Below are 24,903 nucleotides of genomic sequence, written 5' to 3'. Positions count from 1 at the left end.
TAATATTATTTAACTGCTACTACATTAGCAACTACAACTGTATCTTTAGCTTTTGAAGCATCAATTGGTGTTGCAGCATCAGCAGGAGCATTAGCCTCTTTGATTTGTTGCGATAATAGCGCTTGCTCTTTTATCCATTTTTTATAATCTTCTGGAGTATCTACAACAATTTTCATTTGCATATTGTAGTGAGAAGCACCACAAATTTTATTACAAATAAGAACGTAATCAAAAGTATAAGGATCTAATCCAGTACCACCTTTAGCTATTAACTCAACTGATTTTTTTGCTCTCAATTCATTAATATGAGCTACTTTTTCAACCATATATGGCAACTCTCTATATTCGGCAGTTGTATATATCGGTTCAAAAGCGAATTCAGTAACCATACCAGGAACACAGTTCATTTGAGCTCTAAAGTGAGGCATATAAGCAGAGTGCAATACATCTTGGGATCTCATTTTAAAATGAACCTTTTTTCCTTTTGGAATATGCAATTCAGATACTACAATATCATCTTGAGCATTAGGATCAGACAAATCAACACCTAATGTATTGATACCTTCAATAAACCTTACATTTGCTTTACCTAACACATTGTCTTCACCTGCATAACGAGCAGACCATTTAAATTGTTGAGCATATAACTCAATCACAACGGTATCTTCCTCATCATCAATAAACATAATATTAGTCCAAGCATACAATCCATAAAGAATCAAACCAGCTAAAACAACTGCAGGAATAATACTCCAGATAGCCTCTAATTTGTTATTATCAGCAAAATACAATGCTTTTTGACCTTGTTTACCTCTATATTTAAAAGAAAAATAGTGTAATAAAACTTGAGTAATTGCCTGAACAGTAAACAATAATACCCATGAAATATTCATCAAATTATCAACTGTTCCACCATGAGCAGAAGCAGGTGTATGGAGCGCTAAACCTCCCCACTTTAATAATCCATAAATAGTAAATATATAAATGAAAGCTAAAAAGCCAAACATTAAGTACCCCTGCAGATTATTATCTTTATCAGTAGCCACTTGGGAATTGTCAGAACTTGAACCTACTTGTGTAAGATCAAATATCTTAGTCAATTGCCACAAAGCAACAGCTAATAAAACTAAAACTATAATTACCAACAAACTTGTCATCTGTTTATCTCTTTAAATATTAATAATGAAAATGTTTACTTTCTTCTATATATGGATTTCTTTTTGGCAACAAAGGAGCTTTAGTTAATGCAGTGAAAACCGCAAAAATAAACAATCCAAGGAAGAAAAGAACTGATGAAATTTCAGGAACACCAATGAACCAACGATCACCTACTGTTCCAGGCATAATCATATTAAAGAAATCAATATAATGACCCGCTAAAATAACTGTACCAGCCATAACAATAACCCACGTCAGTCTTTTGAAATCTGTATTTAATAAAATTAACAAAGGAAATACAAAGTTCATAACAACAGCTCCAAAGAAAGGAAGGTTATACAACTGAATTCTTGTAATAAAATAAGTGATTTCTTCAGGAATATCAGCATACCAAATCAACATGAATTGAGAGAACCATAAGTAAGTCCAGAAAATACTGATTCCGAACATAAATTTCGCTAAGTCATGAACGTGACTCGTATTAACATATTCTAAAAACCCTCTAGATTTTAAATAAACCGTTACTAATGCAATAGTAGTAATACCACTTACAAAGAAACTTGCAAAAACATACCACCCAAACAATGTACTGAACCAGTGAGGGTCTATAGACATAATCCAGTCCCATGACATAATAGATTCAGAAACAATAAAGAAAACTAAAAAGCCAGCTGATATATTAAAATTCTTTTTATAGAAAGAATCATCATTTGATTCGTCTTGAGCAACACAATTTTTAGCTGAATAATATCTGTAAAGATTCCATCCAATTAAGAAAATCGCTGCACGAACAATCCAAAAAGGAAAATTCAAATAACCTGCTTTATTAGCAATTAATTCATCGTGAGCAACAACTTCAGGATCTAACCAAATAAATAAGTGATTAAAATGCAAACCACATAAAATTAAAATCACAAAGAAGATTACTGAACCATAAGGCAAATAGGCCGTAATTCCTTGCATCACTCTAAACAAGACTGGAGACCAACCTGCTTGAGCTACTTGTTGAATTGCGTAGAAAGCTAAAACTCCCATTGAAACCAACATAAAGAAAATACAAGCTACATATAAAGCAGCCCATGGTTTGTTTTGCAATTGATGCAAAACATGATTTAAATGCTCTGTGTGCTCAGCATCATGATGAGCAACTTCAGCTTTATCATGGTGTGCATCAGCGTGAGCTTCATCAGCAACTTTTGTTTCTTCATGATGATCAGCACCATGTCCATCATGACTTTCTGCTGCAAGAAGTGCCTCAACTTCTTGAATATCTTTAGGTGCATTCAAAAAACCATACCCAATACCCAAGATACCAACGGCCATAAGGATAATAGAAAAAGTTTTTAATTTACTTGAAAATGTATACATATCTATAACGATCAGTTTGTTCAACAATTATAATTGGCTTTTAAGTTTTAGAACATAGTCAGCAACTAGCCAACGTTCATGGGCACTTAATTGATTAGCATGAGAACCCATAGAATTCAAACCATAAGTTTCAACATGAAAAATACTTCCTTCAGTAATTACCCTGTCCTTATAACTTGGAACACCAAGAAATTTTTCTCTTTCAACCAACTTTCCTTTACCATTACCAGCTGATCCATGACAACTAATACAATAAATTTCATAAAGTTCTTTTCCTTTTTCTGAACTTCTATCTAAAGAATCCAAAGGAGACTTTAAGTTAGCTTTTGCCAACTCATATCCTGCAGTTGAGTTTTCATACTCATAAGGTTCAAAACCTCTTTTCACGGTACCATCTACAGGCAATTGACCTTCTTTTCCGTTTTTGAATGCACTAGATTCAGAGTAGGTTTCGTAACCTGCTGATTCATACATATTAGGAAAGTATTGATAATTCGGTGCTTTTTTATTTTGACATGATGCCACTAAAATAGTGATGCCTAATAAAAGTGCTATTTTATATACCCTTTTCATATCTTTATTAATGCTTTTCAATTACTTTAACTTCTACAGCTCCTGTACCTTGGAAAAAAGAAACTAATTCTTCTTCATTCTCGTTTACAGCCACTTCCATTAAGAAATGATCATCTGTAGTTCTTACATCTGGATTTTCAGCTTCTTTAAATGGCCATAATCTACTTCTCATATAAAAAGTAATAACCATAAGGTGAGCCGCAAAAAACACAGTCATTTCAAACATAATAGGCACAAAAGCAGGCATATTTTGAATGTAACTAAAACTAGGTTTACCACCAATATCTTGAGGCCAATCTTGAATCATAATAAAATTCATCATTGCAGTTGCTACTGAAATACCAACACATCCATATAAGAAAGCACAAATTGCTAATCTTGTAGGAGCTATTCCCATAGCCTTATCCAAACCGTGAACAGGGAATGGAGAAAAAACTTCTTCAATATGATGATGAGCTGCACGTGTTTTTTTAACCGCATTCATCAAGATATCATCGTCATTATAAATGGCGTGTATTACTTTATTACTCATGGTGTGAATCTTTATTTGCTTCTCTTTCTCTAATATAATTATCTCCTGTTCCTTTCAGAATTGTTTTAACCTCTGCTTGAGCAATCACTGGGAAAGTTCTAGAGTACAATAAAAACAATACAAAGAAGAAACCAATTGTTCCTATGAAAATTCCAATATCTACAAATGTTGGAGAGAACATAGTCCATGAAGATGGTAAATAATCTCTATGTAATGATGTAACGATAATTACAAAACGCTCAAACCACATTCCTATGTTTACAACAATAGAAATTATGAATGAAAACATAATACTCGTTCTTAATTTTTTGAACCACATGAACTGCGGAGAGAAAACATTACAAGTCATCATCGACCAGTAAGCCCACCAGTAAGGTCCAGTTGCTCTGTTCAAAAATGCATATTGCTCATACTCTACTCCAGAATACCAAGCAATAAATAACTCAGTAATATAAGCAACACCTACAATAGAACCAGTAATCATGATGATAATATTCATCAATTCGATATGTTGTAAAGTGATATAAGCTTCAAGATTAGAAACTTTCCTCATAATGATAAGCAAGGTATTTACCATCGCAAATCCAGAGAATACCGCTCCAGCAACGAAGTAAGGAGGGAAAATAGTTGTGTGCCATCCTGGTATTACGGAAGTAGCAAAGTCCATCGATACAATAGTATGTACTGAAAGTACAAGTGGAGTTGCTAAACCAGCAAGAACTAAAGATACTTCTTCAAAACGTTGCCAATCTTTTACTCTACCACTCCATCCAAAACTTAAAATAGAATAAATTCTTTTATTAAAAGGAGTAATTGCTCTATCTCTTAACATCGCAAAATCAGGTAACAAACCAGTCCACCAGAAAACTAATGATACTGATAGATACGTAGAAATTGCAAATACGTCCCAAAGTAACGGCGAATTAAAGTTAACCCAAAGTGAACCAAATTGATTTGGTATAGGCAATACCCAGTAAGCTAACCAAGGACGTCCCATATGAATAATCGGGAACAAACCTGCTTGAATAACTGAGAAGATGGTCATAGCTTCCGCAGAACGGTTAATCGCCATTCTCCATCTTTGACGGAATAATAATAATACTGCCGAAATAAGCGTTCCTGCGTGACCAATACCAACCCACCAAACGAAGTTAGTAATATCCCAAGCCCATCCAACTGTTTTATTTAATCCCCATGTTCCAATACCTGTAGATACAGTGTAAATAATACAACCTAATCCCCAAAGGAAAGCTGTTAATGCGATTGTAAATACAATCCACCAATGTTTATTAGCCTCCCCTTCAACAGGTGCAGCTACATCAACTGTTACATCGTGATAGCTTCTATCACCTATAACTAAAGGTTTTCTAATGCTAGAGTCATATATATGAGACATATTCCTTTATCTGTTTCTTAATTAATAATTATTTTTACTAGCTATTTCTAACTTTAACGTGATAAACCACATTTGGTTTTGTTCCAATATGCTCTAACAAATGATAAGATCTTTCGTCTTCAACTAATTTAGCAACTTGACTTGCTTTATCATTAACATCACCAAAAATCATTGCACCACTTGTACATGCACTTGAACAAGCCGTTTGGAATTCACCATCAACTACAGCTCTACCTTCTCTCTTAGCTTTCAAGATTGTTGCTTGTGTCATTTGAATACACATAGAACATTTCTCCATAACTCCACGAGAACGAACATTCACATCAGGATTGATAACCATACGACCTAAATCATCATTCATATGATAATCAAACTCACTGTTTCCGTTATACAAGAACCAGTTAAAACGACGTACTTTATAAGGACAGTTATTAGCACAGTAACGAGTACCCACACATCTGTTGTATGCCATATGGTTTTGACCTTGACGACCGTGTGAAGTTGCAGCAACTGGACAAACAGTCTCACAAGGAGCATGGTTACAGTGTTGACACATTACCGGTTGGAAAGCTACTTGAGGGTTATCTCCAGCTTTTTCCATTTCGTTAAAAGTAGATAACGAACTAGACAATCCAGCAATACCTTCTTTTCTTTCATTATCCCCTTCAAAAGTACTTTCAGAAGAATAATATCTATCAATACGCAACCAATGCATATCCCTACTTCTTCTTACCTCTGATTTACCTACAACAGGAACGTTATTCTCAGCGTGACAAGCAATAACACATGCTCCACAACCTGTACATGCATTTAAATCAATAGACAAATTAAAGTGATGTCCAATTGAACGATCAAAAGAATCCCATAAATCTACAGTTGTAGATTCAACTTCTTTATGATCCAATGACACCATCGGAACAGGATTCCATTCTTTAGCATCTTTAGTATTGAAGATTTCCAAAGAAGTTTCTTTGATAATATCTCCTCTACCCATTAAGGTTTTTTGTCCTTGAACACAAGCAAACTCGTGTTCTCCGTTAGCTTTAACTAAAGAAACAGATTGAACCTCATTAAAACCTTTATATAAAGAGTAAGCGTTAACACCTACTTGCATTTCTTCTTTCAAAGCAGCTTTACGACCATATCCTAAAGCTAAACCAATTGTACCAACTGCCTGTCCAGGCTGCACAATAACTGGTACATTTTCTAACTTAACACCATCAGCAGTTGTAATAGAAGCATAACTACCATTCAAACCACCATTAGCAACAATTTCATTAGATAATTCTAATTGTTTTGCATCAGCATTAGATACCGTTAGATAGTTATCCCAAGAAACTCTCGTAATTGGATCTGGGAACTCTTGCAACCATGGATTGTTTGCTTGCTGACCATCTCCTAAACCAGTTTTAGTATATAAAACCAATTCAAAACCTTCTGTAGCTTTTGATTTTGCTAAAGCTGAAGCAGCTCCATTAAAATCAGCACCAGCAGCAGATAAAGATGGAGAGCCACTTACAAATACTCCATCATGTAATACTTTATTCCAAGACGTACCAGCAGTATATCCTGCAGCAGTACTCTTAACATAATCATAATAAGCTCCTACGACACCATTTAATGACATCAAAACTTCTTCGAATTGTTTTGTATCAAATAAAGGACGAATCGTAGGCTGAGTTAAACTATAAGTACCTTTTGTCAAACTTAAATCCCCCCAAGATTCTAAATAATGAGGAACTGCAGCCGCAACTGTACTTATTGATGCTGTTTCGTCTTCTTTCAAAGAAAAAGCAACAGACGTACTCACTTTTTTAAGCCCTTCAACAAATGAAGTTGAATCAGCTAATGTATATACAGGATTAACTCCACTCATTAACAAAGTATGAACGCTACCAGCCTTCATATCAGAAATTAATTGAGTTACTTTTTCGTTAGATCCTTTTCTAATTTGTCTTGCACCAGCAGTAACAAAAGCCTCGCTAGACAAAGCATTGTTAATAGCCAACACCAACAATTGTGCATTTTTATCTTGAATTCCTGAAACTAAAACTCCTTGAGTTCCAGCCATCTTCAATTGTTTAGCTGCTTTAGTCACTTCATCTTTGATTGAAGCTTCTAAATTAACTGCAACTGAAGAACCCGTAATAACATTATATATATGTACTAATGCTTGTTTTTGATTTGCAATAGTCATAGGCAAACGTTTATCAGCAGCAGCACCAGACAAAGTCATGTTAGCTTCCAATTGGAAGTGACGTGACATTTTTCCGTTTTTAGGAATTCTTCCTTGAGCATAACCTGCATCATAACCACCACCTTGCCAATCGCCTAAAAAGTCAGCACCTACTGAAACAATAAGAGAAGCTTTTGAAAAATCATAATCAACTAAAGCTCTTTCGCCATAAACAGTCTCAAAAGCATCTAAAGCTTCTGAAGAAGAAACAGCATCATAAACCACATGCTTCGCATTTGGGTTTTTAGAAACAAACTCAGCAATTAATTTTTCAGTTGAAGGACTTGCCAATGTATTAGTCAACAATACTACTTGACCACCTTTAGCTTTTGCATCAACAAGACTTGATTTAATTTTTGCTTCAACAGCAGCCCAAGTTGCAGATTTACCTTCAATCTTTGGCTCTTTCAAACGCATATTGTCATACATTGACAATACAGACGCATGAACTCTTGCATTTGCAGCAAATTTAGCCCCTGAAATGGTGTTATTTTCTATTTTAATAGGACGCCCTTCACGTGTTTTAACAAGAAGATTTGCAAAATCAAAACCATCAAACATAGTTGTTGCATAATAATCTGCAACACCAGGAATGATTTGTTCTGGTTGTAATACATAAGGTATCGACTTGTGTACAGGACCTTCACAAGCAACTAAGGTAGCAGCCGCCGTACTAAATCCAACGTACTTTAAAAAATCACGACGTGATGTTGAAGACGAAGACAAAGCCTCATTGTTACCCAAGAATTCTTCCGTAGGAATCGCTTCAACAAATTCGTTATTTTTAAGCGCCTCAACAATAGAACTATTTCCGTCTAGTTCCTCAACACTTTTCCAGTATTTTTTGTTTGATGACATTTTATATAAATATTAGAATCTTAATTATTATTTTCTTTAATCAGCAATTTGAATTGCAGCCCTAACTAGAACTGAATTACAAATCTAGTAGTGACACTTACCACATTCTAAACCTCCCATTTGAGCTGCAGTCAATTTCTCAACCCCATACTTCTTTGAAAGCTCATCATGTATTTTAGTGTAGTACTCATTACCTTCCATTTTAACATCTGTTTTTCTGTGACAATCTACACACCAACCCATAGTTAATGGAGCAAATTGCTTTTGAATTTCATAAGTTTCAACAGGACCGTGACAAGTTTGACATTCAATACCTGCAACAGTTACGTGCTGAGAGTGATTAAAGTAAACGAAATCAGGTAAATTATGAATACGTACCCATTTTACTGGCTGTGTTTTCCCTGTATAAGACTGAGTAGCTTTATCCCAACCAACAGCAGTATATAATTTTTGGATTTGCTCATCATAAAATGCCTTACTATACTCTGGTGTAGCAGTAGTTTCAGCAACCTCTGAAATATTTTTATGACAGTTCATACAAACATTCAAAGAAGGAATACCTGCAGTTTTACTAACTCTTGCAGAAGAGTGACAGTATTTACAGTTTATCTCATTATCACCAGCGTGAATTTTATGAGAATAATGAATTGGCTGAATAGGCTCATAATCTTGGTCTACCCCTACCTGCATAAAGAAACCATAAACAAAATAACCACTTGCTAACAACAAAAAGATAGCCGTTACCAATACCAAAAATTGATTTTTAACAAAAGCTTTCCAGATTGGAGTTGTTTTTTCTTTTTCAGCAACTACAATTCCGTTAGCATTGGCCACTTTAGTTAATACTTTATTAACCATAAACAACATTACAACCAATATTGCCATTACAAGCGCCAACGCACCTAAAATAACATTATTAGAAATAGCACCTTCTTGCGCAACTGCACCAGCTGTAACACCAGCAGCCGCCGGAGCTTCCGCTTTTACTTCAGATGTATAAGCAATAATGTTGTCAATATCACTGTCTGACAACTGAGGAAAAGATGTCATCACTGATTTGTTATTTTCTTCAAATAATTTCACAGCAGCAGCATCTCCTGATTTAATCATATCAGAACTATTACGAACCCACTTGTATAACCAAGCCATATCATGCTTATCAGCAACGCCTCTTAGTGCAGGCCCAGTTGATTTAGCATCCAATTTATGACATGCCGCACAGTTTGAATTAAAAAGTTCTTTCCCTTTTACAGGATCGCCACCTTGCGAGGCCGCAGGAGCTTCAGTTGCAGCTGCAGGCGCAGCATCTTGAGCAATTGAAGTTAAGGAAAAAGCTAGCGTTAACGCAAAACTTAAAAATAATTTCCTTGAGATCGAATTATGGTTACCCACCTTTTTCATATAGTATAATGATTATCTACTAAAAATTGGCATAGTTTTTAATACTAACGTACTTAAAAAGCTACCACCTTTATTATAAATTTCGACAAAAATACGACTTATGAACTATTCTCAAAACCATAAGATAACCTTAATTCCAATTTATATCCATTCTAAATAATTATCCGCTTTCACATTCTTTTATTAAATACTACTTTTGCCTAAAAACCATTGCATTATGAGAATTTTAACAAATACAAATAAAACAATACTGACTATTATTATTTGTTTAGCAACAACAATTTCAAAGGGACAACAACAAAATACCAACCTCAAACAAGATGGTAAATTTGAACAATTACTAAATGAAAAAAGAAAGATAAACAACTCCATCATTGTAAATCAGCGCTATAAAATCCAAGTGTTTAGCGGCAGTAGCGAAGGTGCCAAAAAAACATTAGCCGATTGCAAACAAGATTTTAGAGAACTTGAGGGCACCATAATTTTCAACACACCCAATTTTAAAGTATGGATTGGAAACTTCAGAACTAGAATTGAAGCAGAGCGCCATTTAATTGAAATAAAAAAGAAATATCCCAATTCATTATTAATAAAACCACAGAAATAAAAACAACAAGGGAAACATATTAATATCAATTATATGTCTCCCTTTGAGTAAATATTCACGCCCACAGATCAATTAACATATCTCTTTTCATTTAGCTTATCTCCTCACCCCTACCATGTCTGCGACAATCTATTTCACACCAGTAGCTTCGCTAAAACTAATCCACACACTCTAAATTTAGACCATAAAAAGCAATAAAAACAACTATCATCCTCACACATTACTTTTCCCCTATTTCCATCGTGGTAAAAATTCAAATACACACTCAACTAAAAGCTACAAAATTTACACAGACTTACAACAGTATCTTCATGTTGATCAATCCTTATTAAAAACTACAAAAATCAAGACTAGACAATAACAACATTTAGTCGTATACTACAGTTTCATTCAAAATACACCCAATAATAATTTCATTATGGGTAAGTTTGCAACACTATCAAAGAAAACGAACAACAAAATGAAAAAAAGCCTTCTTTCTCTTTCCCTAGGCGGTTTAACAATTGGAATCACAGAATTTGTCATGATGGGGTTACTTCCTGACATTGCAAAAAATCTAAATATAAGTATTCCAGTAGCTGGATATTTAATTTCGGCTTATGCACTAGGAGTAGTAATAGGAGCGCCTTTATTAGTGATTATTACTCGTAACTTACCCCCAAAAAAAACATTATTACTACTAGCAGCCTTACTAGCTTTTTTTAATTCATTATCTATAGTTGCACCAAATTACAATTTACTATTTCTCAGCAGATTTCTATCTGGATTACCACATGGAGCATTTTTTGGCGTAGGCGCAGTAGTAGCCAGCCGATTAGCAGATAAAGGCAAAGAAGCTCAAGCCATATCCGTAATGTTTCTTGGTCTCACCATAGCCAATGTTATAGGAGTACCCATTGGCACCTACATTGGCCACCATTTTAGTTGGCGATATACCTTCATCATTATTGGAATCATAGGCATCATTACCTGTATCTCCATTCAATTTTGGATGCCAGACATCAAAGCCAAATCAGAAGAAACAATAAAAAATCAATTGCAATTTTTTAAAAAACCAGAAGCTTGGCTTGTCATATTAATCACAGCCATTGGCTCTGGAGGATTATTCTGCTGGATTAGCTACATTGCTCCTCTACTAACAGAAATTTCAGGCTTTGAAGCCTCTACCGTTCCATACATTTTAATTTTAGCGGGAACAGGTATGGTTACTGGTAACATTCTAGGAGGAAAATTGGCCGATAAATTCTCTCCTGAAAAAACCATCATCTGCCTATTATTGACCATTGCCATAGACTTAATACTCGTATTCTTATTCTCAACGAATCCATACATCAGCTTAGTCCTAGTTTTTACTTCAGGATGTTTTTCATTTGCATTGGCTGCTCCTGTACAAATGCTAATGATCAAAACAGCAGTTGGAGCGGAAATGATTGCATCTGCAACAATACAAGCTGCATTTAATATTGGAAACGCACTTGGAGCGTTCTTAGGGGGATTACCCTTAGTAGCTGGATTTAGTTACGCCTCACCTAATTTGGTCGGCTCCCTGATGTCAATAACTGGAGTGCTATTTACAATTGTATTTTTACAAAGAAAAAAACGCATATCAAGATGGACTCTTGAACATGCAAATTAACCTCACAACAAGACACAAAAAAACCGCCAGTCTAACGAAAGGCGGTTATTCATTCTGATTGATTCAGAATCTAATCTTTTATAGCATTCCCTTTTTTATCAAAGAAATGATATTCTAAATACGTGTAAGCGTCACGCGGTATAATTTTCACCCATTTTTTATGTTCAAAAAACCATTTTGAACGTAATGATGGAAAACCTTTACTGAGGTATGCAGCCACAAATGGATGTACATTTAGCACAACATTCTTATGGTTTTTTAACACTCTTTCTAAATCAGAATTGATCTTATCAATGATTAATATTGGCGCTTCAATTTCGCCACTTACATTGTTTGGATCTTCTTCTCTAGTTTTAATATTAACTTCTGGCCTTACCCTTTGTCTTGTAATTTGAACTAATCCAAATTTACTTGGAGGTAATATCTTGTGTTTTGCTTTATCGTCACTCATTTCTTCACGAAGGAAGTCGAACAAGACTTTACGATTTTCAGGATTAGACATATCGATAAAATCAACAACAATAATCCCACCCATGTCACGCAGACGTAATTGTCTAGCGATTTCAGCGGCAGCAATCATATTTACTTCCATTGCAGTATCTTCCTGATTAGTTGCTTTATTAGAACGGTTCCCACTATTTACATCTATTACGTGTAAAGCTTCTGTGTGTTCAATAATAAGATAAGCCCCTTTACTCATGGAAACCGTTTTCCCAAAAGAAGTTTTGATTTGTCTCTCTATGTTGTATTTCTCAAAAATAGGGGTGTCTTTTGATTGATAAAACTTAACAATAGATTGTTTGGAAGGTGCAATTTCTTGCAGATAATCCTTTGTTTGATTGTACAACTCTTCATCATCTATCTGAATGCTACTAAAAGTATCATTGAATACGTCTCTCAATATTGAAGAAGCCCTATTGAGCTCTCCTAATACTTTGGACGGATGCTGAGCAGTTGGTAATTTTTTACACATTGCAGTCCATCTGTCTAACAGGTTCTGCAAATCTTTTTCTAATTCGGCTGTATTTTTGCCTTCGGCTACTGTTCTAACAATAACACCAAATCCTTTTGGTTTGATAGATTGTACCAGTTTTTTCAAACGGTCTTTTTCTTTTTTGTTTTCTATTTTTTGAGAAATAGAAACTCGATCAGAAAAAGGGACTAAAACAATAAATCTACCTGCCAATGAAAGCTCAGCGCTTATCCTTGGTCCTTTGGTAGAAATAGGTTCTTTGACTACTTGTACTAAGATAGATTGATTAGCACTAATTACACTAGTAATGGTACCGTCTTTCTCTATCTCCTTTTCAAACTGAAAGTTTTTTAGGGAGAAATCTTTTAATTTACCTGCGCTTACAAGTTTTATGAATTTCAGTTGGGAAGATAAATTAGGACCTAAATCGTGATAATGTAAAAAGGCATCTTTTTCAAAGCCTACATTTACAAAAGCAGCATTCAATCCAGCAACGGGCTTTCTTATTTTGGCAATAAAAATATCACCTACTTGAAAGTTGCTTTTTTCCTCTTCTTTGTGTAATTCAATTAGTTTTCCATCTTTTAATAAGGCAAAATCTACGAAATCAGAACTAGATCGAATGATTAATTCTTTATTCATTTGTAAATTTTTATCCGAACTGTCAATTCGGGATTTGGGATTTGGGATTTGGGATTTTTGAATCCTAAATCTAAAAATCCTAATTCCTAAATTAATAATAGGGATGGATTAAACAATAAATTTAAACAGGTTTTTTACCCGAAGAAAATCAGCTTGCAATCTTCAATTTAGAACAATCAGCAAACTGAAGGTTAAAAACTGAAGATTGTATACTAATTTTCATTTTCAATGAACGTTTAAAAAGAAAAAAGTAGTTATAAACTACTTTTTCTTTTTATGACGGTTAGCTCTCGCTCTTTTTTTACGTTTGTGAGTAGCTACCTTATGTCTTTTTCTTTTTTTACCACTTGGCATAATCGTTTAGATTTTTATGATTAATAATATTATTTTGCTTCGTTATTTGTTTTTACTCCTTCTACAAAAACTTTTGCAGGTTTGAAAGCAGGAATGTTGTGTGCAGGGATTTTGATTGTAGTGTTCTTAGAAATATTTCTTCCTGTTTTCTCAGCTCTCGTTTTAACGATAAAGCTTCCAAAACCTCTTAAATAAACGTTATCACCAGTTTCTAAAGAATTTTTTACTTCTTCCATAAAAGTTTCAACTGTTGCTTGAACATCACCTTTTTCAAGTCCTAGTTTTTCTGAAATTTTCGCTACGATATCTGCTTTCGTCATTTTCTTTCCTATTTATTATTTTGTAATAATTTTTTTTGAGTGTGCAAATATAGGAATTTAAAAAACAATATATCAAGCTAATTCGTTAAATTTTAATCATATAAACTTTTACTTTTGTTGACAAATATTTTACAATGACTTTTCATAACTTACTAATTTCATGGTATTTACAAAATAAGCGCGATTTACCGTGGCGAAACACCACCAATCCGTATCATATTTGGCTATCTGAAATCATGTTACAACAGACGCGAGTAGCACAAGGAACACCCTATTTTTTATCATTTACAACCCATTTTCCAACGGTTTTTGACTTGGCTAAAGCCAATGAAGAACAGGTCTTAAAATTATGGCAAGGATTAGGATATTATTCTAGAGCACGAAACTTACATAAAACCGCCCAACATATCGCCCTTGAATTAAATGGTAAATTTCCGGATAACTACAAAGATTTACTAAAACTAAAAGGTGTAGGTGAATATACAGCGGCTGCAATCGCATCATTTTCTTATAACGAAATAGTACCAGTTGTAGACGGCAATGTTTTTCGTGTATTATCACGATATTTCGACATTGAAACTGATATCGCTCAGGCTTCCGCCAAAAAAGAATTCACAGCTCTAGCTTCAGAACTAATCCCAAAAGACAATCCTGCCATTTTCAACCAGGCCATTATGGAATTTGGAGCACTTCAATGCGTCCCAAAAAATCCAGACTGCAACAATTGTATTTTCAATAATAGTTGCCTAGCCTTACAAAAAAAGAAAGTCGACCAACTACCTGTTAAATCCAAAAAAGTAAAAGTCAAAAAACGCTACCTTAATTATATAGTGGTCACTGACGAAAAAAATCAAACTCTTATACAAAAAAGAACCCTAAAAGGAATTTGGCATAATCTATATGAATTCCCTTTAATTGAAACCGAAAAAGAGGAAGATTTTAATTTTGTTTCCAATGCTATCTCCAAAACCTTATTTGACAAAAAAAGCATACTGAGTATTATGGAACACAACGAAAAAAGTATCATCCATAAATTATCGCATCAACACTTACATATTAAATTTTGGGGAATTAAAATAAAAGGCAAAGTCGACAAGGGAATCAGTCCCGAAGAATTAAAAACCCTTCCTTTTCCTATAGTTATTCATAATTTTATAGAGCAAGCACAAATTGCAGTTTAAAAAAAATGTATCTTTGAGTTAAATACCATATCAAATTATGAACGGAACACTAAATAAGGTTATGCTAATAGGCCATCTAGGCGACGAAGTAAAGATGCATTATTTCGATGGCGGAAACTGCATCGGCAGATTCTCATTGGCTACTAATGAAGTATATATTAACAAAACTACTAATGAAAGAATCACTTCTACAGAGTGGCACAACCTAGTAGTAAGAAACAAAGCTGCCGAAATATGCGAGAAGTACCTATCCAAAGGCGATAAAATATATGTAGAGGGCCGCATAAAATCACGTCAATGGCAAACCGAAGACGGAACCACCAAACACACGACAGAAATACAGGTTACAGAGTTTACATTTTTATCAACAAAAAAAGACACTGAAAACAACAAACAAAATCCGTCATCGGAATCACCAAAAAACACTAACTTTGACGCACAAAATAATAACGACTTACCAATAAATGATTTGCCGTTTTAATTGTCTAACTAATTTCTTGTAATTTGGACCCAGACCCCAGTTTGAATTTTATAAACACAATAGACAGTGACCTATTGTTTGGCATCATCGGAATACTAGCTTTGCTTTTTTGTTCCGCAATAATTTCTGGTGCAGAAGTAGCCTTGTTTTCGCTTTCGCAAAAAGACATTGACAATAGCATTCAAGAAAATAACTCTAAAGGAAAAATACTTACAGATTTACTAAATCGTCCCAAAAAACTCCTTGCCACTCTTTTAGTTGCCAACAACTTCATCAATATTGGCGTAGTTATTTTGTTCTCTTTTATTGGCAGCAACTTATTTGCAAGCGTGCATTCGCCAGTTCTCAAGTTTATTCTGGAAGTAATTGTAGTTACATTTCTTTTATTACTCTTTGGAGAAGTCTTACCTAAAGTATATGCCAGCCGAAACAATGTAAAATTTGCTCAATTTATAGCACTCCCTATTTCAATATTAGATACTGCTCTAACACCTATAAGTGTCCCTATGCGTTCTACTACAGTTTATTTACATAATAAATTAGGAAAACAAAAGACTAACTTTTCAGTTGACCAACTTTCTCAGGCACTAGAACTTACGTCTTCAGAAGACACTTCCTCGGAAGAACAAAAAATACTAGAAGGAATCGTAACTTTTGGAAATACCGACACTAAACAAGTAATGAGTCCCCGCATTGATGTTTTTGCACTAGAAATTTCTGAAACATTTGGAGAGATTTGCCCTAAATTAATCGAAAAAGGATATTCTCGAATTCCTGTTTATCGTGACAATATTGATCAAATTGAAGGAGTACTTTTTGTCAAAGACTTACTACCTCACATCAACAAAAAAGATTTTGACTGGACGACCTTAATCAGAGAGCCTTTCTTTGTTCCTGAAAACAAAAAACTTGACAATCTATTAAAGGATTTTCAAAACATGAAAAACCACCTTGCTATTGTTGTAGACGAATATGGAGGCACTTCTGGATTAGTATCTCTAGAAGATGTAATCGAAGAAATTGTAGGTGATATTAGTGACGAATTTGACGACGAAGACGTTAATTTTTCTCAACTAGACGACAAAAATTTTATTTTTGAAGGCAAAATCAACCTTAGAGATTTTTACCGAATTGTAGAAGTAGACGAAGACCTTTTTGAATCCAAAAAAGGGGAAGCTGAAACTTTAGCAGGATTCTTGCTGGAAATCGTGGGTAACTTCCCAAAAAAAGGACAAAAAATCATTTACGAAAACTGCACTTTCAAAGTAGAAACCGTTGACAACAAACGCATCAAACAAATAAAAGTAACCTTAGCGTAATCATTTGCATTTATAAATAAAACAAACAATGTTACAAATAAAGAGCACCAAGCTATTTCTATTTTTAATCCCCCTATTAGTATTGAGCTGCAAAGACGATGTATTACCGAAACCTTCCAGTTATTTAAGACTAGATTATCCGGAAGCATATTACGCTACTTTCGAAAACAATTGCCCTTTTGGATTTGAAATAAACGAAAAAGCTATCATTAAAGCAGATAAAAATTGTGGTTTTAGCATCTCTTACCCAAAAATGAAAGCAACCATTTACTTAACTTACAAACCTGTAAATGGCAACATCAATGTTCTTTTGCGCGACGCTCAAAAATTAACCTATGAGCATGTAATCAAAGCAGACGACATACTCGAACAACCTTATATCAACCCTGAGAAAAAAGTTTACGGCATGTTTTACCAAGTCAATGGAGATGCCGCTACCAATTCTCAATTTTATGTTACTGATAGCACAAAACACTTCATTACAGGTTCCGTTTATTTTTATGCCAAACCTAATTTTGACTCCATTATGCCAGCAGCCAGTTATATAAAAAATGATATGCAGCGTTTGATGGAAACCTTAAAATGGAAATAAAGTTGCTATAGAGACACAAAAAAACCATTAAGAACAATTCACTTAATGGTTTTTTTTATTTTATTTTGTCCCGTCCTGAAATAACGATACACAAAAAACATCGTTATGGAATTAAAAACTAATTATGTAAAGCGAACTCAAAAAGACTATTCGATGTCTTTTAAACTTCAGGTTGTTCAAGAAATAGAACAAGGTGATCTCACAGCAACAGAGGCTACAAAAAAATACGGCATTCAATGTAGAAAGACTGTTATAGAATGGTTACGAAAATTTGGTAACTTCGATTGGGAAAACCAATCTCGTTTAAATATGCCAAAGTCACAGCAACAGAAGATCATGGAACTTGAAGCTCAGGTCAAGTTATTAGAAAAACAAAAGGCTCTTTTGGAACGACAAGCTTATGTCGCAGACAAAAAAGCGATCTTGTTTGATATGATGATAGATCTAGCCGAGAAAGAATATCACATCGATATACGAAAAAACTCTCCACCCGAACAATCGACTACTTCAGAAAAAAAGAACAAAAAACAGTAGCGTTTACCTGTTATTTGTTCGGGATAGACAGACAGGTTTATTATCGAAAAATTAGAAGAAGAGCATCCAAACAAAGCAAAGCCAAAGAAGTAATTTCAATGGTAAATGATATCAGAGAGATAATGCCTAGAGTAGGCACAAGAAAACTATATTATCTTCTGCTGGATAAACTTCAACTAATGAAAATAGGAAGAGATAAATTCTTTGATATACTCAGAGCTAATCATTTATTAATACAGCCTAAACGAAGTTATCATGTAACAACTAATTCACATCATCGATTTAGAAAACATCAAAATCAGATTTTAGATTTACAAATTAACAGGCCTGAACAGGTTTGGGTATCTGATATAACCTATATAGGGAAAAGAGATAATCCATGTTATTTAAGTTTGGTTACAGATGCTTATTCTAAAAAGATCATGGGGTATTATGTTGCTGATAATATGAATACAGAAAGCAGTTTGAAAGCTTTAAAAATGGCTCTTAAACACAGAAATAACAAAAACTTACCGTTGATACATCATTCTGACAGAGGTATCCAATATTGTGCCCATGAATACCAAAAACAGCTTGATAAAAATAAAGTTGTATGTAGCATGACACAAAATTCGGACCCTTATGAAAATGCAGTAGCAGAAAGGGTTAATGGTATTTTAAAGCAGGAATTTAAGATTGATAAATACAATCAAAAAACAGAAATCATGCAAAAAGTTGTAAAGGAAGCTATTAATATCTATAATGAAATCAGACCTCATTATTCTAATTACATGCTTACACCCAATCAGATGCATAAACAAAACAAAATCAAAATGAGAACTTATAAAACAAAAAACAGTAGTAAACCTATGCTTACTACTGTCTAAAAATTGTACTTTTATTTATTATTAATCCTGTATCACTTTTTCAGGACTAGACAATTTCGAGAGCTGAATTACTTAAATTCAGACACTTTATAAGTCGACCCATCTCCAGTAGCTTGCACAATTTTAGTCAAAGACTCTTGATTTTGAACTGTTTTATCAAAAGTTACTGATGCTATTTTTTTATCAAAATCGACTTCTGCAGTTTGTACTCCTTCTAAATCTGTTAACTCATCTTGAATGGTTTTAGCACAACCCATAGCACAAGTCATCCCTTCGATTTTAAAACTGGCAGACTGTATATTTTCGGCTGCTATTTCTTTTTTTATTTTAGAGGATTCCTTTTGTTCATTATGAGGAATGATTTTCTCTGCTACTTCTGTGTTTTGCTTACAACTCAAAAGAACTGCCCCTGCAAAAACTAGTATAGCAATGGTTTTTATAATTTTCATTTTATGATTGTTTAAAAAATAATTACAAAATTACTCAAATTACCATCGTTAATTCATAAAATAATTACAATTTTGGGTTAAAATACAAACTATGGAAGCAAAACAAATTAAGTGGAACTATTTAATCGTCTTAGCACTTATTTGGGGAAGTTCCTTTATTTTAATCAAAAGAGGATTGACAGGCCTTACCGCTATTCAGGTTGGCTCTTTACGAATCATTTTCGCCTCCTTATTCCTCATCACTATTGGTTTCAAAAGTTTGTTTTTGATCCCAAGAAGCAAATGGAAATACATCGTGCTTACAGCAGTATGCGGTACCTTTTTACCAGCCTACCTTTTTGCTATTTCACAAACAGAACTTGACAGCGCCGTTACCGCTATACTAAACTCCTTAACCCCTTTAAACACTCTGTTAATTGGAACCATAGCCTTTAGTGTCGGTTTTCAAAGACGCCAACTATGGGGCGTTATCATTGGGTTAATTGGAAGTTTATTATTGGTTCTAAATGGAGCAATGAACCATCCGGAACAGAATTATTACTATGCCATCTTAGTCATTTTAGCATCCCTTTGTTATGCCATCAATGTCAATTTAATCAAAAAATACCTAACCGACCTAAGTCCATTAAGTATTACTACTGGAAATTTTGCAGTACTCTTTTTTCCAGCCCTATTTATCCTCTTTTCATCAGGATATATAGAAATGATTCCGATTGAAAAAGTACAAAAAGCAACCATCTACATACTAATACTTGGAATCATTGGAACTGGAATTGCCAACATCCTTTTTTTTAAACTAATCCAAATGGCATCACCAGTTTTCGCTTCATCTGTTACTTACCTGATCCCATTAGTAGCCTTCTTTTGGGGATTACTAGACCATGAATCACTATCTCTTGTTCAGTTTATAGGTGCTTTTATCATTTTAATTGGAGTATACCTTTCGGCTAAAAAATAAAGCAGCCCATAAAAAATGAAATCACATTCCTTATTGACTGCTCTGTTTTACAACTACATATTCTGTTATTCTTTCCTTAAAATTGGTCTAACTAATGGATTTCCATATTTATCATAATGATGAATAGGAATATTTAACTTTTCCAATCCTGGGAGCACTTCTTCCCCTTTGCCTACAATTACAATTCGACTATTATCAATTAGAAAATATTTATTGGCTGCTTCAATGATATCTTCAGGGGTAACCGCTGTGATGGTTTTTATATAATTTTCATAAAAATCTTTTGGCAACTGCTCAACTTCTGTATTCAGAGCATACCTAGCCACTGACTGAGGCTTTTGTGCCTGCATCACAAAGCGACCTATAAAACCTGCCTTAACCGAATTCAAACGCTCCTCGGTAACTTTCTCCGTTCGCAATCTTTTAATTTCCTTGATAATCTCCACGGTAGCACTATCAGTTACTGCATTTCTCACTGCTGAATAAGACCGAACTTTCGTTACATATTTTCCTGCTCCAATAGAACAACTCGCTCCGTAAGTCCAACCATTTTTCTCCCGCAAATTCATATTCAAATAACTATTAAACTCTCCTCCTAATATAGTCGAAGCCAAAACTGCAGGAAAAAAATCTTTATCACTCATTTTTAACATAAAGGTATTCACCACAGAAATTTCAGACTGTACTGCATTTGGGACATCGACAAAATTTATTTGAGTTGTAGATACATTATCTGGATTGGGATAAGTCAATTTAGGACTATTTGTTTTTTTCCAAGGACCAAAAAGTTTTTCCACCCATGGCTTAATCTCAACAAATTTAACATCACCCACAATCACTAAATAAGCATTTTCAGGACCAAAATAAGTAGCATACAAATCTTTGACATCTTGCAGCGTCACGTTATTTAAAGTTTCAACTGTTACAAATTCTCCTGTTGGGTGCTTCAGTCCAAACGCAAGCGCATCTACCACTCTACTCGCTATAGCTGGCACACTTTTTTCTTCTGACTTCAAACTTTCGATGATCTTAGCTTTTTCCTTATCAAATTCTTCTTGAGTGAATTCTGGATGCAATGCCCCAAAAGACATAAGTTCCAAGACTCTCACAGCGTATCGCGACAAAGTATTTGCTCTAGCACCATGTGAAGTAAAACTAATGGAGGCGCCCATAAAGTCGATTTCTTCATTAAAATCATCTTTTGCAATTTTAGTACTCCCATTTCCAATGAGACTGCTACACAAATCATCGACTCCTTTTTTATCACCTTCAGCAAAAGGAGGATTATCAATAGTTAAGTTAAATGTAACTTTTGGCAATTTATGATTTTCAACCACCATCACCTTCAGGCCGTTTGGCAACTGAAAAGTTTGCGGTTTTTTCAAATGAACTACTGGAGGTTTTCCAGGTTTTGGTTGTATCCTATCTTGTGCGTACATACTGCCTGTAACAATCATTAGAATTAATAAAAAAGTTGTTTTTTTCATAATCAAGAAAACTAATTTTGATTCACTTCGTTTGCAGGGATATAATCTAAAACCAAACGCTGATTTGGATTCAAATACTTCTTAGCTACTTCTCTAATTTCTTCTCGAGTTATCGAGCGGTAAATGTCTTTTTCTGTATTAATCAAATTAATATCACCATATAATAAATAATAGCGGGCTAAATTCTCAGCAATACCTTCTAAATTAGAATTATCATTGACGTATTGATTTTCGAATTGATTCTGTAATTTTAAATAATCACGTTCCGAAATTAAATCATTCTGGATTTTGACAATTTCCTCATCAATTTCTCTTAATAAATCATCAGACGTAAAACCTTCCATTGGCAAACCATATACGATATACATTCCGTAGTCTTCTTGATTAAAACCAACTGCACCTATTTGCAAAGCGATTTTTTTATCATCAACTATTTTCTTGTATAATTTTGAACTTTTTCCGTCACTTAAATAAGCCGATATCAAATCCAATACACGAGAATCACGAGTCTTCATAGACGGAGTTCTATAAGAAGTTACCAACATCGGGATTTGAATATTAGGATCTTTGTAGTTCGCTTTAATTGTTTCAGTAATGGGTTCTTCAAAAAATGTTTCTCTTTTTATAGCACTACCTTTTTCAATAGGTCCAAAATATTTCTGAATCCATTCTTTTGCTTGTTTTTTAACGAAATCACCAGCTACAACTAAAACTGCATTATTAGGAATGTAGAATTTAGTATTAAAATCTTTGAAATCTTCTAACTTGGCCGAATTTAGGTGCTCCACTGAACCAATTGTCGTCCAACGGTAGGGATGATTTTTAAATAAATTTTCTTTTACTTTGGCTATAATCATTCCATAGGGTTGATTATCATATCTGGAATTCTTCTCTTCAATAATGACTTTAGTTTGCGTGTCCACTCCAACTTGATTAATCACGGGATGCATCAATCGCTCCGATTCCATCCAAAGTCCCAACTCTAAATTATTTGAAGGAAAGACTTCGTAATAATAAGTTCGATCATCGGAGGTATTAGCGTTATTTACCCCACCATTAGACGAAACGATTTTAAACCACTCTCCTCTTTCAATGTTCTTAGTACCTTCAAATAATAAATGTTCAAAAAAGTGAGCAAAACCCGTTTTGTTAGGATTTTCATCTTTAGAACCTACATGATACATTATTGAAGTCACCACTACAGGAGCGTCGTGATCTTGATGCAAGACAACATGCAAACCGTTATCAAGGGTATATTCTTCAAAAGCAATTGTTTGAGCTGAAGTAGCTCCACCAACCAAAAGGGCAGTACTTAATGCCATTAGATATTTTTTCATAAGGATTAATAAAAAACTGTATTTACAATACGCATAAAGAATCATTAGTCTGTCAAAATTACTTTTTTTTATTTACCAACAAGAAAACAACCCCATTTTTTACTACTAAAAAAAGGAAACAATGAGTCCTAAACCTTTATAAAACAAAGAATAAACTAAAAACAGTACTTTTTTCAAAAGAGTAATTGGATAGTAAATTTTAAATTGTATATTTGCATCCTTAAAAATTTATAAATCAATTAGTATGTATGCAATCGTAGAGATAGCAGGGCAACAGTTCAAAGTAAGCAAAGACTTAAAGGTTTATGTTCACCGTTTGGCTAGCGAAGAAGGATCAAAAGTTTCTTTTGACAAAGTTCTTTTATTAGATGACAACGGAAATGTAACTTTAGGCGCCCCAGCTATAGAAGGTGCTTCAGTAGAAGCTAAAGTGTTACAACACTTAAAAGGAGACAAAGTTATCGTTTTCAAAAAGAAAAGAAGAAAAGGATACAAGAAAAGAAACGGTCACAGACAATATCTTACTCAAATTGTAATCGAAGGAATCACTGCAGCAGGCGCTAAAAAAGCAACAGCAAAAAAAGCAGTTCCAGCAGAAGTAGCTACTGAAGAAGCAGCTCCTAAAGCAAAAAAAGCTACAAAAGCTAAAAAAGAAGATACTCAAGAATAATAACAATATAAAACTAATACGTCATGGCTCACAAGAAAGGTGTCGGTAGTTCCAAGAATGGTAGAGAATCAGAATCAAAACGTTTAGGTGTTAAGATTTATGGAGGACAAGCTGCTATCGCAGGGAACATCATCGTAAGACAAAGAGGTTCTAAACACAATCCAGGTGAAAATGTTTACATCAGTAAAGATCACACCCTACACGCAAGAGTAGATGGAATTGTTAAGTTCCAAAAGAAAAGAGATAACAAATCATACGTTTCAATCCTTCCGTTTGAAGTAGAAGCATAATTGATTTTCTCAATTTACACTAAAGCCCAATTCAATGAATTGGGCTTTTTTTGTATTGTTCGTACTACTCTATTATATCAATTCATTAAAACAATTAACCGAATATAATTTACATACCACAACTATTATTCAATATGGCTCTACCTTTTTTTTGTAAAAGCCAGCAACATAAATCCCCCGCTACCGCACGAATCCTTTCGTGTGGTTCGTCAAGTGGAGCAGAAATAGCTTTTTTTCTACATTAATTTTAAAAAACCCGATGACTCGGATATGTCCACGCTAGATAGTGCGGAATTGTATTCCGTACCCTCAAAGATTGGCAAGTATCAAGAAACTACTACGATAAAAAAAGTTGTAGCTTTTTTTTGTATTTCAACCCTGCTAGAGTTTTGAACTCTAGCAGGGTTTTGTGTGTAAAAAATAAGCTATTATAGAACAACAAGGTGACACCATTAACTTCAAAGCAACCATTATTAACAAAGCCAAAGTTTAAAGACACACAAAAAGACCGTGTTATTGATAGAAAAACCAGCCTCGAGTCCTTCCGTTTTAAAAACGCCAAGTTGCAAGTGGTGAAGGACACCGATAGCTCGGATATATCCACCCCGATTAGTCGGATTTTTTTTGAAAAAAACTGAATGAACCAAACATTCTTAAACACAAAAAATCCCGATTGCTCGGGATT

General features: G+C 34.2%; 23 protein-coding genes. 11 read left to right on the top strand and 12 right to left on the bottom strand.

Annotated features, from left to right (window positions below):
- Positions 1-5: 5 nt before the first annotated feature.
- From ACNH59_RS07280 to ACNH59_RS07250, 7 genes are all read right to left on the bottom strand, one after another.
- On the bottom strand, positions 6-1,157 hold the full coding sequence (locus ACNH59_RS07280; RefSeq protein ID WP_418264753.1) for a cytochrome c oxidase subunit II: 1,152 nt from the start codon (positions 1,155-1,157) through the stop codon (positions 6-8).
- Between the two features lie 19 nt (positions 1,158-1,176).
- Complete coding sequence (locus tag ACNH59_RS07275; protein WP_418264752.1) at positions 1,177-2,526, bottom strand: quinol:cytochrome C oxidoreductase; 1,350 nt, start codon at positions 2,524-2,526, stop codon at positions 1,177-1,179.
- 27 nt (positions 2,527-2,553) lie between these two features.
- Positions 2,554-3,099 carry a c-type cytochrome gene (locus ACNH59_RS07270; RefSeq protein ID WP_418264751.1) on the bottom strand — a complete coding sequence of 182 codons (546 nt, stop codon included), beginning with the start codon at positions 3,097-3,099 and terminating at the stop codon, positions 2,554-2,556.
- 7 nt (positions 3,100-3,106) lie between these two features.
- Positions 3,107-3,631 (bottom strand): DUF3341 domain-containing protein, encoded by a 525-nt coding sequence (locus tag ACNH59_RS07265; protein WP_418264750.1) that lies wholly within the window; start codon positions 3,629-3,631, stop codon positions 3,107-3,109.
- Positions 3,624-5,027 carry an NrfD/PsrC family molybdoenzyme membrane anchor subunit gene (nrfD, locus tag ACNH59_RS07260; protein ID WP_418264749.1) on the bottom strand — a complete coding sequence of 468 codons (1,404 nt, stop codon included), beginning with the start codon at positions 5,025-5,027 and terminating at the stop codon, positions 3,624-3,626. Before nrfD ends, ACNH59_RS07265 begins: the two co-directional genes overlap by 8 nt.
- A 37-nt stretch (positions 5,028-5,064) precedes the next feature.
- Complete coding sequence (locus ACNH59_RS07255; RefSeq protein ID WP_418264748.1) at positions 5,065-8,121, bottom strand: TAT-variant-translocated molybdopterin oxidoreductase; 3,057 nt, start codon at positions 8,119-8,121, stop codon at positions 5,065-5,067.
- 84 nt (positions 8,122-8,205) lie between these two features.
- Positions 8,206-9,522, bottom strand: coding sequence for a c-type cytochrome (locus ACNH59_RS07250; protein ID WP_418264747.1), 1,317 nt, complete (start codon positions 9,520-9,522; stop codon positions 8,206-8,208).
- A gap of 217 nt (positions 9,523-9,739) precedes the next feature.
- On the opposite strand from ACNH59_RS07250, the gene ACNH59_RS07245 reads away from it, so the two are divergent.
- Positions 9,740-10,129 (top strand): SPOR domain-containing protein, encoded by a 390-nt coding sequence (locus ACNH59_RS07245; protein ID WP_418264746.1) that lies wholly within the window; start codon positions 9,740-9,742, stop codon positions 10,127-10,129.
- A 460-nt stretch (positions 10,130-10,589) separates the two neighbouring features.
- Entirely contained in the window at positions 10,590-11,765 is a 1,176-nt protein-coding gene (locus ACNH59_RS07240) for an MFS transporter (protein ID WP_418264745.1), read from the top strand.
- Between the two features lie 70 nt (positions 11,766-11,835).
- Here ACNH59_RS07240 and ACNH59_RS07235 read toward each other — a convergent pair whose 3' ends face one another.
- Positions 11,836-13,380 (bottom strand): Rne/Rng family ribonuclease, encoded by a 1,545-nt coding sequence (locus ACNH59_RS07235; RefSeq protein ID WP_418264744.1) that lies wholly within the window; start codon positions 13,378-13,380, stop codon positions 11,836-11,838.
- A 383-nt stretch (positions 13,381-13,763) separates the two neighbouring features.
- Positions 13,764-14,054, bottom strand: coding sequence for an HU family DNA-binding protein (locus ACNH59_RS07230; protein ID WP_108739332.1), 291 nt, complete (start codon positions 14,052-14,054; stop codon positions 13,764-13,766).
- A 134-nt stretch (positions 14,055-14,188) separates the two neighbouring features.
- Here ACNH59_RS07230 and mutY point away from each other — a divergent pair, with 134 nt between their 5' ends.
- The 6 genes from mutY (at position 14,189) to ACNH59_RS07200 (ending at position 19,027) form a co-directional block, all read left to right on the top strand.
- The gene (mutY, locus tag ACNH59_RS07225; RefSeq protein WP_418264743.1) at positions 14,189-15,235 is read left to right on the top strand and encodes an A/G-specific adenine glycosylase; all 1,047 of its coding nucleotides are present in this window, start codon (positions 14,189-14,191) and stop codon (positions 15,233-15,235) included.
- Positions 15,236-15,272: 37 nt separating this feature from the next.
- Complete coding sequence (locus tag ACNH59_RS07220) at positions 15,273-15,716, top strand: single-stranded DNA-binding protein (protein WP_418264742.1); 444 nt, start codon at positions 15,273-15,275, stop codon at positions 15,714-15,716.
- Positions 15,717-15,739: 23 nt separating this feature from the next.
- Entirely contained in the window at positions 15,740-17,035 is a 1,296-nt protein-coding gene (locus tag ACNH59_RS07215; RefSeq protein ID WP_418264741.1) for a gliding motility-associated protein GldE, read from the top strand.
- 28 nt (positions 17,036-17,063) lie between these two features.
- Positions 17,064-17,627, top strand: coding sequence for a gliding motility lipoprotein GldD (gene gldD / locus ACNH59_RS07210; protein ID WP_418264740.1), 564 nt, complete (start codon positions 17,064-17,066; stop codon positions 17,625-17,627).
- 105 nt (positions 17,628-17,732) lie between these two features.
- The gene (locus ACNH59_RS07205) at positions 17,733-18,161 is read left to right on the top strand and encodes a helix-turn-helix domain-containing protein (protein ID WP_418262034.1); all 429 of its coding nucleotides are present in this window, start codon (positions 17,733-17,735) and stop codon (positions 18,159-18,161) included.
- Positions 18,162-18,175: 14 nt separating this feature from the next.
- Positions 18,176-19,027 carry an IS3 family transposase gene (locus ACNH59_RS07200; RefSeq protein ID WP_418264739.1) on the top strand — a complete coding sequence of 284 codons (852 nt, stop codon included), beginning with the start codon at positions 18,176-18,178 and terminating at the stop codon, positions 19,025-19,027.
- 68 nt (positions 19,028-19,095) lie between these two features.
- On the opposite strand, the gene ACNH59_RS07195 is transcribed toward ACNH59_RS07200, so the two are convergent.
- Positions 19,096-19,476 carry a heavy-metal-associated domain-containing protein gene (locus ACNH59_RS07195; protein WP_418264738.1) on the bottom strand — a complete coding sequence of 127 codons (381 nt, stop codon included), beginning with the start codon at positions 19,474-19,476 and terminating at the stop codon, positions 19,096-19,098.
- A 91-nt stretch (positions 19,477-19,567) separates the two neighbouring features.
- On the opposite strand from ACNH59_RS07195, the gene ACNH59_RS07190 reads away from it, so the two are divergent.
- Entirely contained in the window at positions 19,568-20,434 is an 867-nt protein-coding gene (locus ACNH59_RS07190; protein WP_418264737.1) for a DMT family transporter, read from the top strand.
- Between the two features lie 65 nt (positions 20,435-20,499).
- Here the strand turns inward: ACNH59_RS07190 and ACNH59_RS07185 are convergent, their stop codons facing one another.
- Together ACNH59_RS07185 and ACNH59_RS07180 are read right to left on the bottom strand one after the other, a co-directional pair.
- Entirely contained in the window at positions 20,500-21,921 is a 1,422-nt protein-coding gene (locus tag ACNH59_RS07185) for a M16 family metallopeptidase (protein ID WP_418264736.1), read from the bottom strand.
- Between the two features lie 11 nt (positions 21,922-21,932).
- Entirely contained in the window at positions 21,933-23,258 is a 1,326-nt protein-coding gene (locus ACNH59_RS07180) for a M16 family metallopeptidase (RefSeq protein WP_418264735.1), read from the bottom strand.
- Positions 23,259-23,502: 244 nt separating this feature from the next.
- Between ACNH59_RS07180 and rplU the strand changes: the two genes are divergently transcribed.
- Entirely contained in the window at positions 23,503-23,928 is a 426-nt protein-coding gene (rplU, locus tag ACNH59_RS07175; RefSeq protein WP_418264734.1) for a 50S ribosomal protein L21, read from the top strand.
- Positions 23,929-23,951: 23 nt separating this feature from the next.
- On the top strand, positions 23,952-24,218 hold the full coding sequence (gene rpmA / locus ACNH59_RS07170) for a 50S ribosomal protein L27 (protein ID WP_320890382.1): 267 nt from the start codon (positions 23,952-23,954) through the stop codon (positions 24,216-24,218).
- The last annotated feature ends 685 nt before the right edge of the window (positions 24,219-24,903 follow it).

Source organism: Flavobacterium faecale, from assembly GCF_048320115.1.
In the GTDB taxonomy this organism is placed as follows: domain Bacteria; phylum Bacteroidota; class Bacteroidia; order Flavobacteriales; family Flavobacteriaceae; genus Flavobacterium; species Flavobacterium faecale_A.
Note: the sequence above shows the minus strand (reverse complement) of the source record. Positions and strands in the feature narration are given on the sequence as shown.